The organism is Aeromonas sp. s12 (assembly GCF_040907925.1).
Lineage (GTDB): Bacteria > Pseudomonadota > Gammaproteobacteria > Enterobacterales > Aeromonadaceae > Aeromonas > Aeromonas veronii.
Genome location: NZ_JBFOCT010000013.1, coordinates 255,235 through 266,852 on the forward strand (window position 1 = coordinate 255,235; position 11,618 = coordinate 266,852).

The following is an 11,618-nucleotide window of genomic DNA, read 5'->3' on the forward strand; positions in this document are numbered from 1 at the left end:
TCCACGCTTCGGGTCAGGCGCACACGTTTAAGCAACCGGAAGGTGGATGCTGGGTATCAGATCATTAAGGGTATGGGGTATTCAATGCCGGTTTGACTCGTGTGCAAGTCGTGCGGGCCGCACCCAAGCAAGGTAGCTAACTGCGCAGTCTTGGGCAAGTGACGTTGAAACAAAATCCCGCATTGTTGATCCACTTAACAATAACGACGTTTGTATGGTTATCTTGGTATTGATTTAATTGTCATTTGTCTATGCTGTTTCGGGTGAGAGTCCGTGTGAGTTTGGTAGTGACGATCCCATTGCTTTCGTTCCTCCGTGAGATGTTCGTGCGTTAGTCGGGCCTGTTATCAGGCCCATTTTTTATTGTGTCTGGCTGGTCTGCTCGCCTTCTGACCACTTGAGCTACCTCGCCTGTGATGAACGCATCCAGCGTGACATTACGCATAGTGCAGCGGGGTTCATTTGTATAAACTGCCCGCCAGATAATGGATAGACAACTGACGGGCCGGACTTTTTCTCGCCGATGCATCACCTTGGCTGCATCGCCTTCTGTTGACCCACCACCCTGGATAGGTCCCTGCTGTGCCCGTAAGGCTCGGCATGCGCCGTTCCGTCAGTCTAACGACTTGGCCCGCATCCTCACCTTGGCTTTCGCGCAGGTGGGCTGTGAAGGCAACACGCATTAACCGGAGAACCCCATGACCGACCTCAACGAGCTCAGCCAGGTGCTGCTGGCCGCCGTTCCTGAAGATGGCAGCAGTATCGGCAACCAAGCCCTGATGGACACCTTGAAAGCCCAATTCAGCGACCTGACCGATGAGGACTTTACCGCCGCACGCGAGACCCTGCTGGAACAGGGCGTACTGCGCAAGGGGCGCGGGCGGGGCGGTGCTGTACTCCGGGTGTTGGAAGGCGAAGCCGCCGTCGCTGCACCACGCAAAGCGAAGGCCAGTGGCAGGGCTAAGCAGGCCAAGGATGAGCCGCAAGCTACCGGTATCGAGGGGCTGAAGAAGACCCTGTGGGCTGCTGCAGACAAGCTGCGTGCCGACATGGACGCCGCCGAGTACAAGCACATCGTGCTGGGCCTTATCTTCCTCAAGTACATCTCCGACTCCTTCGCCGCCCGTCGCGCCGAGCTGACCCGCCGCTTTGCCGATGAGAGCGACGAGTACTTCCTCTACGACTGTGACGATGAGCTGCTGGCCGAGGAGCTGGAAGACCGTGATTACTACCGTGAGGTGAACGCCTTCTGGGTACCGGAAGGGGCCCGTTGGGAGGGGCTGCGGGCCCATGCCAAGCAGGCCGATATCGGCAAGCGCATTGACGATGCGCTGACCCTGATCGAGCAGGAGAACCCCCGCCTCAAGGGCATCCTCGACAAGCGCTACGCCCGAGCCCAGTTGCCCGATGGCAAGCTCGGCGAGCTGGTGGATCTGGTTTCCAAGATTGGTTTTGGCAGTGATGTCGGTGAAGCTCGCGACATCCTGGGGCAGGTCTACGAGTACTTCCTTGGCGAGTTTGCCAGTGCCGAGGGCAAGAAGGGGGGCCAGTTCTACACGCCTGCCAGCATCGTCAAGACGCTGGTGGCGGTACTTGCTCCCCATCATGGTCAGGTCTACGACCCCTGCTGCGGTTCAGGCGGCATGTTCGTGCAGTCGGAGAGGTTTATCGAAGCCCATGGCGGTAAGTTGGGTGACGTCTCTATCTACGGTCAGGAGTCGAACCCGACCACTTGGCGGCTGGCGGCGATGAACCTCGCCATCCAGGGGATGGACTACAACCTCGGGCGCGAAAACGGTGATACCTTCACCCGCAATCAGCACCCTGACTTGCGTGCAGACTTCGTGCTGGCCAACCCGCCGTTCAATATCAGCGACTGGTGGCATGGTAGCCTCGAGGGGGATCCGCGCTGGGTCTACGGTACGCCGCCTGCGGGCAACGCCAACTATGCGTGGCTGCAGCATATGCTCTACCACCTCAAGCCAACTGGTCGCGCCGGTATCGTGCTGGCCAATGGATCCATGAGCTCGAGCCAGAACAGCGAGGGCGAAATTCGCCGTGCGATGGTGGATGCGGACGTGGTGGAGTGCATGGTGGCCCTGCCGGGGCAGCTCTTCTTCAACACCCAGATCCCCGCCTGCCTCTGGTTCCTCGCCAAGAACAAGACCCGCCGCCAGGGCGAAGTGCTGTTTATCGATGCGCGTAAGCTGGGCACCATGATCAGCCGGGTGCAGTGCGAGCTCGATGAGAGCGCGATTGCCCGTATCGCCGATACCTTCCACGCGTGGAAAGGGGACGGGGAGTGCGAGCAGCCTTACGAAGATGTAGCGGGCTTCTGCCGCAGCGTAACCTTGGCCGAGATTGCTGAGCACGGCCATGTATTGACCCCCGGCCGCTATGTGGGCGCCGAAGAGGTGGAGGAGGACGATGAGGCCTTTGCCGACAAGATGGCTCGCTTGACCAAGCAACTTGGTGACCAGATGACCAAGGGGGCTGAGCTGGATCGGTTGATCAAGCTGAAGTTGGGAGGGTTAGGGTATGAGCTGTGAATGGCCGTTGCAAACATTGGACTCACTTACAACGGAAGTTACCGTTGGGTATGTCGGTACAATGTCGAATGAATACGTAGATAAAGGTATTCCGTTTCTTCGGTCGCTGAACGTTAATCCTTTTTTGATAAATCCAAACGACCTTAAATTTATTTCATCTGAGTTTCACAGCAAGCTTAAAAAGTCAACACTTCGCCCTGGGGATGTAGTTATTGTTCGAACTGGAAAGCCGGGAACATGTGCAGTTATTCCTGAGTGGCTTGAAGAGGCAAATTGCTCCGATTTGGTAATTGTTCGATGTGGTCCTAACTTACGGCCCCATTTTCTTAGCTACTGGGTCAATTCGGTGGCCACTCATCATGTATCCGCTCACTTAGTTGGGGCTGTTCAACAGCACTTCAATGTAGGTGCTGCCAAGACCATGTTAGTAGCGTCTCCGAGCTTGAATGTCCAGGATCAGGTTCTTTCTATCTTGAGAGCGTTGGATGACCGCATCGCCCTACTGCGCGAGACCAACGCCACGTTGGAGGCCATCGCGCAGGCGCTGTTCAAGTCGTGGTTTGTTGACTTCGACCCGGTCCATGCCCGTGCTCGTGGCGAGCAACCAGCAGGTCTACCCCCCGAGGTCGCCTCTCTGTTCCCCGACAGCTTCGAAGAGTCCGAGCTTGGCATGGTGCCGAAGGGATGGCGGACTGGTGCATTCCGTGATGTCTGTGTCCGTATAGAAAGTGGAGGTACGCCGAGACGTTCGGTACCGGAATACTGGGGCGGAGGTGTTTCATGGCTTAGCTCGGGAGAAGTACGCAGCCCTATCGTCTTTGACACTAAAGAAACCATCACTGACTTGGGGGTGAAGGAAAGTGCCGCCAAATTGTGGCCGCAAGGAACGACCGTAGTTGCTATGTATGGTGCAACGGCAGGTGAAGTCTGTTTATTGGCAAGACCTACGACAGCCAACCAAGCATGTTGTGGTTTGATACCGAAGCCACAGGCCCGAGCATTCATGTTCATGTGCGCTAGACGGGAACGCGCGGCACTAGCGTCCAAATCCTCCGGCTCTGCACAACAGAATTTGAACAAAGGGCTCATAGAGAGCCACCCATTAGTGCTGCCGCCAATTGAACTCCTTAGTGCATATGAGGAGTCTGCGGGAGCATTGTTGGACTGCTGGATCGAAAATGATCATCAAGCCCAAACCCTCGCCACCTTACGCGATACCCTGCTACCCCGCCTGATCTCCGGCCAACTGCGCTTGCCGGATGCCGAGGCAATGGTTTCGGAGGCGCAAGCATGATAGTCGCAACTGAGGCGCACTCCGCTACGCTCGTCGTCAAGTTGACCCAGGGGGCTGTTGATAATGGCTATATCAGCATCGGGCGCAACCAATTTGCCTTCTTTCCTGTGGATGTTATAGCGAATGACCAAGGTGAAGCAGATGCAGCTATTGAGCTGGTTTTGCCAACCGGAGATAAGGTCACTACCGCCGTGCTGGGTAAGTTTGGCCGGTTGCAGAAACGCTTTGGAACCATGTTCAAGCAGTTGTCTGTATGTGCTGGCGATCAGTTGCAATTGGCCCGGATAGGCTCTGACCCCTATCTGTATCAACTTACCCATATTCCGAATGGCTCGATTATGACACCTCCCACCCCATCCGCATCGCAGCAGGACGCTCCCATGCCACAACTTGCACCATCCCCACTCAACCAGATCCTCTATGGTCCACCCGGCACCGGCAAGACCTACCACACCATCAACAAGGCGCTGGCCATTCTCGACCCCGTCTGGCTGGCCGAGCACGAGACGGATCGCCAAGCCTTGAAGACGCGTTTTGATGAGCTGGTAAAGGAGGGGCGTATCGACTTTGTGACCTTCCACCAGAGCTTCAGTTATGAAGACTTTGTGGAGGGGATCCGTGCCGAAAGCGATCCAGATAATGGCCAACTTACATATGACGTGGTTGATGGCGTCTTCAAGCGCATGTGTGACGCGGTGGCCGCCAAGGTCACGCGCAGCGACAACCATGAGGCGATGACGTTGGAGGGACGCCGGGTCTGGAAGATGTCGCTTGGCAATACCAAGGGTGGGGATGCTCATATCTTCGATGATTGCATCGCAGAGGGCGTGATCCGTCTGGGGTATGGTGGCAAGCATGATTACAGCGAGTGTAAGACCCGTGAAGAGGTGCAGGCGCTGCTGGAGCAATCGGTAGGTAAGATTGACAATGCATATGACTACACCGTTACCAGTGTTGTCACCTTGGTCACCCGTATGAAACGGGGTGATTTGGTAGTGGTCACAGATGGCAATCTGAAGTTCCGAGCGATTGGCGAAATCATTGGGGACTATCAACTTAAGCCGCACCCCGATTACAGTAATAGTTATGCCCAAGTCCGCCCGGTCAAGTGGCTGTGCCAGTATTCAACCTCTCTATCGAGTAGCGAGTTGATCGACGGCCGCTTTAGCCAGATGACGCTCTATGAATTGAAGGCACCGACCTTGATCCCGGAGAAGCTGCTTGCTCTGGTCAATGCCACAGCATCACAAGCTGGGTCGCAGAGTGAAGCGGGCGCCACGCCATCGAACAAACGCGTACTGATCATCGACGAGATCAACCGGGGCAACGTTTCGCGCATCTTCGGTGAGTTGATCACCCTGATTGAGCCAAGCAAGCGAGCTGGGGCAAGCGAGGCGCTGACCACTACTCTGCCTTACTCCAAACGCCCCTTTAGCGTACCGGACAACCTCTACCTTATCGGCACCATGAACACCGCTGACCGCTCCTTGGCCGGACTCGATATCGCGCTGCGTCGCCGCTTTGTGTTCGAAGAGGTGGCTCCCGATCCTGAGAAACTTAAAGAGGTGGTGGTCGAGCACAATGGCATAAGAGTAGATGTTCGCGAATTACTAACCGTGCTCAATCAGCGAATCGAAGTTCTGCTGGACCGCGACCATTGCCTCGGTCATGCCTACTTTATGCCGCTCAAAGCGGCTGCCAAGCCAACCTTGGCGCAGTTGGGATACATCTTCCAGCATCAGATCCTGCCGCTATTGCAGGAGTACTTCTTTGAGGACTGGCAGCGTATCGCTTGGGTGCTCAATGATCATCGTAAAAATGAACCTAGCACCATGTTCCTTCACGAGCCCGAGTTCGATATCGAGGCTTTGCTTGGGAAGGTGCCAGTAGGCAAGCAACGCCAGCGTTGGACGGTGAACACCAATGCTTTTAAGAATCCTGCTGCCTACGCCCTGACCATTAAGGGTGACCGGGAGGCTAAGTGAAGGCTCCCATCACGATTCGTGAGTACGACCGACTGGTTGCGAGAGATAAGGATGTGCCAGTTCAGGCACATCCTGATATCGAACAAGTGGATTTTGATTGGCTCTGTCAGTTGAGTCAGCGTTATAAGGTCACCCATGCTCCTGCCCTGACACAGGTGGAAGATAGCCGGACCTTGCAACTGGACAACTACGTGGGGGTGATAGAGACCCCCACCGGGCAGGTTATCGAGATCCTGCCCAAGACCACCAATGAGGGTGACCCACCCGAGCATGGCCGCGAGTTGATCCGCCGGATGCTGGAGCGAGCCCTGGATCTGCCACCCCGTGAAACGGCGGAGGCGTCGTTGGATCGCTTTGATATGCCGCTCAACGAGTGGGTTATCGCGCGCTTTCTGGCCGAGCTCGATCAGCTGGTCAAACGCGGCGTGCGCAGTGACTATCAGCGTCTTGAGGCGACCGAGCCGTTCTTGCGTGGTCAGCTGGATGTCGCCCGGCAGATGCGCCAGCCACCGGGCCGGGGCCACCACTTTGCGTTACGTTACGACCTCTTCTTGCCCGACCGGGCCGAGAACCGGCTGCTCAAGCGGGCGCTGGAGATCGTCGCTAATGCGACTCAGCACCCGGACAACTGGCGGTTGGCACAGGAGCTGCGCCACTTGCTGGTGGATGTGCCTGCCAGCCGCGATGTGGAAGGGGATTTCAGACTGTGGCGACATGACCGCTTGATGGCTCACTATCAAGGGGCTCGGCCGTGGTGTGAGCTCATCCTCTATCGTGCCATGCCGAGTGCCCTGAATGGTGAGTGGCGCGGCATCAGCCTGCTGTTCCCCATGGAGAAGCTGTTCGAGCGCTATGTAGAGTCGTGCCTGCGCGAGCAGCTGTTGCCCGATGCCAACCTCAAGGCTCAGGCGGCCAGTCAGTACCTTTGCACCCAGCAAGGCAAGCAGATGTTCCGGTTACAGCCGGACCTCTTGTTGCAGCACGGCAACAAGCGTTGGGTGATGGATGTGAAGTGGAAGCGGCTCGATAGCAGCGACCGTGACGGCAAGTACGGCATCAGCCAGGGTGACCTCTACCAACTGTTTGCCTATGGCCACAAGTACCTGACCGAGCAAGATGATGGTCATCTGGTATTGATTTATCCATCATGGAGCCAGCTCAAAGTTCCACTCGAACCTTTTTGTTATGATGCCCGCCTGACGTTGTGGGTCTTGCCGTTTGACTTGGCTGCCAGTTCGTCCCATCGGCTGATATTGCCATGCCAGCCGGGGGCAGATTCTGCGTGCGAACTGCGCTTGCCACTGAAGCCCACCGAGCCCGCCTGACGGGCGTTTCTCCCTGTTGATGAGTGATGGTGAATGACTGAAGATCAGTTGGAACAAGAGGTGCTGGGGTGGTTGGCCGAGGTGGGCTATCGCGTGGTGTGTGGCTACGATGTGGCCCCCGATTCTGATAAGCCGTGGCGTGCGAACTTCAATCAGGTGCTGTTGCTTGACCAGTTGAGAGGCGCGATAGCACGTCTCAATCCGTCTGTGCCGATGGTAGCGCGTGAAGACGCGCTGGCTCAGGTGGTCAATCTCGATACCCCGGCGCAACTGTCGGCCAACCGGGCGTTTCACCGCCTGCTGGTGAATGGGGTGCCAGTCCAGTACCAGCGGGATGGCGAGACGGTGGGGGACTTTGTCCGCCTCGTTGACTTCGAAGACCCTACCGCCAACGAGTGGCTGGCCATCAATCAGTTCACCATCAAGGGGCCCAAGCACACCCGACGCCCAGACATCATCCTCTTCGTCAACGGGTTGCCGCTGGTTGTGCTGGAGCTCAAGAACCCGGCCGACGTGCATGCCGACATCTGGAAGGCATTCGACCAACTGCAAACCTACAAGGAGCAGATCCCCGACCTGTTCCAGTACAACGAGATCATGATTGCCTCCGATGGTAGCGAGGCGAGGATGGGGTCGCTGTCTGCGGATGCCGAACGCTTTATGCAGTGGCGCACGGTGGATGGGGTCAACCTCGACCCCTACGGCGAGTTTGGCGAGCTGGAGACCATGGTGCGCGGTATTCTGACCCCGGCCATGTTGCTCGATTACCTGCGCTTCTTCGTGCTGTTTGAAGACGATGGCCGGTTGGTCAAGAAGATCGCCGGTTACCATCAGTTCCATGCCGTCAGGGCGGCCATTGAGCAGGTGGTGCTCGCATCGCGTCCAGACGGCAGCCACAAGGGCGGGGTGGTGTGGCATACCCAGGGTAGTGGCAAGAGCATCACCATGACCTGCTTTGCGGCGCGAGTGATGCGAGACGCCGTGATGGAGAACCCGACCATCGTCGTCATCACTGATCGCAATGACCTTGATGGCCAGCTCTTCGGGGTCTTCTCACTCTCGCAAGATCTGCTGCGCGAGCAGCCGGTGCAAGTGAGTACGCGAGGTGACCTGCGTGACAAGCTTGGCAACAGACCCTCTGGTGGCATCGTGTTCACGACCATCCAGAAGTTCATGCCCGGCGAGGATGAGGACACGTTCCCGGTGCTCAGCGACCGCGCCAACATCGTGGTCATCGCGGATGAAGCACATCGAACCCAATACGGTTTCAGCGCCTCGCTCAAAGCGCCAGGCAAGGTTGCAGAAGGGGCTGCGCGCTATCAGGTCGGGTATGCCCAGCACTTGCGCGACGCGCTGCCCAACGCGACGTTCGTGGCCTTTACCGGTACGCCCGTATCAGCGGAAGACCGCGATACCCGCGCCGTCTTTGGCGACTACATCCACGTCTACGACATGCAGCAGGCCAAGGACGATGGTGCCACGGTTGCCATCTACTACGAGTCACGCTTGGCCAAGTTGTCACTTAATAACGAAGAGCTTCCCCACATCGACGACGAAGTGGATGAGCTGGCCGAGGATGAGGAAGAGAGCGAGCAGGCCAAGCTTAAGTCACGGTGGGCAGCCTTGGAGAAGGTGGTTGGCAGCAAGCCAAGAATTGAGCGGGTTGCCGCCGATCTGGTGGCCCACTTCGAAGAGCGCAATCAGGCGCAGCATGGCAAGGCCATGGTGGTCGCCATGAGCCGCGAGATTTGCGTGCACTTGTATGATGCCATCGTGGCCCTGCGCCCCGACTGGCATGACTCTGACCCCGACAAGGGGGCCATCAAGATCGTGATGACCGGTAGCGCTTCTGACAAGGCATTGCTGCGGCCCCACATCCATGCCACCCAAGTGAAGAAACGGCTGGAGAAGCGGTTCAAAGACCCGAGTGACCCGCTCAAGTTGGTCATCGTGCGAGACATGTGGCTTACCGGCTTCGACGCGCCCTGCGTACATACCCTTTATGTGGACAAGCCGATGAAGGGCCACAACCTGATGCAGGCCATTGCGCGGGTAAACCGGGTGTTCAAGGACAAACAAGGTGGGTTGGTGGTCGATTACATTGGTATCGCCAACGAGCTCAAGAGCGCTATCAAGGAGTACACCGCCAGCCGTGGTCGTGGTCGCCCTACGGTCGATGCCCGTGAGGCCTACGCGGTGTTGGAGGAGAAGCTGGATGTACTGCGCTCCATGTTGCATGGCTTCGATTACAGCGACTACCTCACGGGTGGACACAAGCTGCTGGCAAGGGCTGCTGACTTCATCCTTGGTCTTGAAGATGGCAAGAAGCGCTTTGCCGACAACGCGCTGGCGATGAGCAAGGCATTCACCCTCTGCTGTACCCTTGATGAGGCCAAGGCGGTACGAGAGGAAGTGGCCTTCTTGCAAGCGGTCAAGGTGATGCTGACCAAGAAAGAGGTCACCCGGAAGAAGAAAACGGACGAAGAGCGCGACCTGGCTATTCGCCAGATCATCGGCAATGCCGTGGTATCGGGCGATGTGGTCGATGTGTTTGAAGCGGTCGGCCTCGACAAGCCCAACATCGGTCTGCTCGATGATGAGTTTCTGGCCGAGGTACGCAACCTGCCGGAGCGCAATCTCGCCGTGGAGCTGCTCGAGCGGTTGCTGGAGGGGGAGATCAAGGCGAAGTTCGCGACCAACCTCTCCCAGGAAAAGAAGTTCTCGGAGATGCTGAGCAAGGTCATCCAGCGCTATCAGAACCGCTCCATCGAGACCGCGCAGGTCATCGAGGAGCTGATCGACATGGCCAAGAAGTTTGCCGCTGTGAGCAAGCGGGGGCAGGCCTTGGGCCTAAACGATGACGAGCTCGCCTTCTATGATGCCCTTGCCAACAATGAGGCGTCGGTGCGTGAGCTGGGTGACGAGATACTGGCCAAGATAGCCCACGAGCTGACTGCCAGCCTGCGCCGTAGCGTGACCGTTGACTGGAGTAGCCGAGAGAGCGTCAGGGCCCGGTTACGTCTGTTGGTCAAGCGCATCCTGCGCAAGTACAAGTACCCGCCAGACCAGCAGGAAGAGGCTGCCCAGCTGGTGCTGGCGCAGGCTGAGAGTTTGTGTGAGGTGTGGTGTTGAGTGGGGGAGGCGAGAGCCTCCCTCACCTTATCTATCAAGATGTGTAAATATGGCTTACTTCAGTATGACGCTGCCTGAAGGTATCTGGTTGGCCTCTTCGAGGCTCAGGTAGCGTGGGCCTTGTACGCTGGCCAGTGACTTGAATAGCCACGGATGAGGCTTTAGCCAAGCTTTGGTGTCTTCGTAAACGTCTCCACCGACCACGAAGTAACGACCATCACACCCGTCATCGTGTAGTTCATTGACATCAGGTGTCGAGAGTTTCAGCTGGCAGCCTTCGATGACAACCACGACTTGAGACTTGTAAACCCCAATGACGGTGGAGATTTTATCAGCCATATCACTTGAAACCCGCCAAGCGCTAATGGCGCCCTTGTAAGCACCTCGGCTGGAGTAGGTCTCTACCAAGTTGACTACCAATGCCGTCACAATACGTACCTCGTTAAGTTGTTTGGAATGCGGTTTGTTGCTAGTGACCTGCATAGCCACCGATGAACGTGTTGATAGGGTCAGCGAGACTTGAAGTAGGCGACCTTTTCAAGGAAGTAGCGACCCAGTTCACCTTGATGTTGGTTCGCTTCGCTTTCTGCGCTGGCCAAGTGACCGTTGCGCTCTTTCCATACCGCATATGCGGCGGCCTTCTCGACCTCGACCCGTTCTTGCAGCTCTTTCGGTAGGGCACAAAGATTGTGACTCATACTGACCTCTTTGTTATTTGTTGGCGCCATGGTACGCCATCACTGGCATGCGGGACTTGCGCTGGTTCAAAGGTGGTGCGCTATAATGCCTGTATATAAACACAGGTGTTGTTGCCATGAAGCTGTTAGCCCCAGACCCATCACCCGCCGAGGTGACCATCCCGCTGTTCTTGCACCGCGCTTCTTGCGGTTTTCCCAGCCCAGCCAGCGATTATCTGGAAGGGAAGTTGGACCTCAACACCCACTGCGTGGCGCACCCTGCAGCAACCTTCTATCTGCGTGCCGAGGGGGAGAGCATGACCGGGGTCGGCATCTTTCCCGGTGACTTGCTGGTGGTCGATAAGAGCCTCACCCCGCGCCATGGTGATGTGGTGATTGCACTACTCGATGGCGGCTTCACGGTAAAGACCTTACAGCTCAAGCCGAGGTTGCGGCTGTTGCCAGCCAATCCGGCGTTCGCGCCTATCGACCCTTGTATGAGCCTCTCCCTGGAACTGTTCGGAGTGGTCACCCATGTGATTGGCAATCTGAGGCAGCGTGATGGCTATAGCGCTCGTTGATGTAAACAACTTCTACGCCAGCTGTGAGCGGTTGTTTCGCCCTGAGCTGCGTGGCCGCCCGATCGTGGTGCTCTC

Annotated in this window: 9 protein-coding genes; 7 read left to right on the forward strand and 2 right to left on the reverse strand. The window is 57.1% G+C overall.

Features of this window, described 5'->3' with window-relative positions:
- Positions 1–698 precede the first annotated feature (698 nt).
- From AB5Y67_RS06590 to AB5Y67_RS06610, 5 genes are read left to right on the forward strand one after another with little or no spacing between them, the layout of a single operon-like run.
- A complete protein-coding gene (locus tag AB5Y67_RS06590) occupies positions 699–2,549 on the forward strand; it encodes a type I restriction-modification system subunit M (protein WP_368207583.1) in 1,851 nt (616 codons plus the stop codon).
- Positions 2,539–3,843, forward strand: a complete 1,305-nt coding sequence (locus AB5Y67_RS06595; protein ID WP_368207584.1) for a restriction endonuclease subunit S — start codon at positions 2,539–2,541, stop codon at positions 3,841–3,843. The genes AB5Y67_RS06590 and AB5Y67_RS06595 overlap by 11 nt, the downstream gene beginning before the upstream one ends.
- On the forward strand, positions 3,840–5,828 hold the full coding sequence (locus tag AB5Y67_RS06600) for an AAA family ATPase (protein WP_368207585.1): 1,989 nt from the start codon (positions 3,840–3,842) through the stop codon (positions 5,826–5,828). Before AB5Y67_RS06595 ends, AB5Y67_RS06600 begins: the two co-directional genes overlap by 4 nt.
- The gene (locus tag AB5Y67_RS06605) at positions 5,825–7,153 is read left to right on the forward strand and encodes an McrC family protein (protein ID WP_368207586.1); all 1,329 of its coding nucleotides are present in this window, start codon (positions 5,825–5,827) and stop codon (positions 7,151–7,153) included. Before AB5Y67_RS06600 ends, AB5Y67_RS06605 begins: the two co-directional genes overlap by 4 nt.
- A gap of 33 nt (positions 7,154–7,186) precedes the next feature.
- Positions 7,187–10,285 carry a type I restriction endonuclease subunit R gene (locus AB5Y67_RS06610; RefSeq protein ID WP_368207587.1) on the forward strand — a complete coding sequence of 1,033 codons (3,099 nt, stop codon included), beginning with the start codon at positions 7,187–7,189 and terminating at the stop codon, positions 10,283–10,285.
- Positions 10,286–10,339: 54 nt separating this feature from the next.
- Here the strand turns inward: AB5Y67_RS06610 and AB5Y67_RS06615 are convergent, their stop codons facing one another.
- Together AB5Y67_RS06615 and AB5Y67_RS06620 are read right to left on the reverse strand one after the other, a co-directional pair.
- Positions 10,340–10,774: a hypothetical protein gene (locus AB5Y67_RS06615; RefSeq protein WP_368207588.1), complete on the reverse strand. Its 435-nt coding sequence runs from the start codon at positions 10,772–10,774 to the stop codon at positions 10,340–10,342.
- Positions 10,775–10,794: 20 nt separating this feature from the next.
- Positions 10,795–10,983 carry a DUF3283 family protein gene (locus AB5Y67_RS06620; RefSeq protein WP_201884982.1) on the reverse strand — a complete coding sequence of 63 codons (189 nt, stop codon included), beginning with the start codon at positions 10,981–10,983 and terminating at the stop codon, positions 10,795–10,797.
- 116 nt (positions 10,984–11,099) lie between these two features.
- Between AB5Y67_RS06620 and umuD the strand changes: the two genes are divergently transcribed.
- Together umuD and AB5Y67_RS06630 are read left to right on the forward strand one after the other, a co-directional pair.
- Complete coding sequence (umuD, locus tag AB5Y67_RS06625) at positions 11,100–11,543, forward strand: translesion error-prone DNA polymerase V autoproteolytic subunit (RefSeq protein WP_201884983.1); 444 nt, start codon at positions 11,100–11,102, stop codon at positions 11,541–11,543.
- The coding region (locus AB5Y67_RS06630) for a hypothetical protein (RefSeq protein ID WP_368207568.1) at positions 11,524–11,618 on the forward strand (95 nt) is incomplete at its 3' end. The genes umuD and AB5Y67_RS06630, both read left to right, overlap by 20 nt.

What these genes read in the sequence shown, in the direction of transcription:
- AB5Y67_RS06600 (WP_368207585.1), top strand. Translation starts at nt 3,840, where the DNA reads ATGATAGTCGCAACTGAGGCGCACTCCGCTACGCTCGTCGTCAAGTTG.
- umuD (WP_201884983.1), top strand. Translation starts at nt 11,100, where the DNA reads ATGAAGCTGTTAGCCCCAGACCCATCACCCGCCGAGGTGACCATCCCG.
- AB5Y67_RS06610 (WP_368207587.1), top strand. Translation starts at nt 7,187, where the DNA reads ATGACTGAAGATCAGTTGGAACAAGAGGTGCTGGGGTGGTTGGCCGAG.
- AB5Y67_RS06595 (WP_368207584.1), top strand. Translation starts at nt 2,539, where the DNA reads ATGAGCTGTGAATGGCCGTTGCAAACATTGGACTCACTTACAACGGAA.
- AB5Y67_RS06620 (WP_201884982.1), bottom strand. Translation starts at nt 10,983, where the DNA reads ATGAGTCACAATCTTTGTGCCCTACCGAAAGAGCTGCAAGAACGGGTC.
- AB5Y67_RS06590 (WP_368207583.1), top strand. Translation starts at nt 699, where the DNA reads ATGACCGACCTCAACGAGCTCAGCCAGGTGCTGCTGGCCGCCGTTCCT.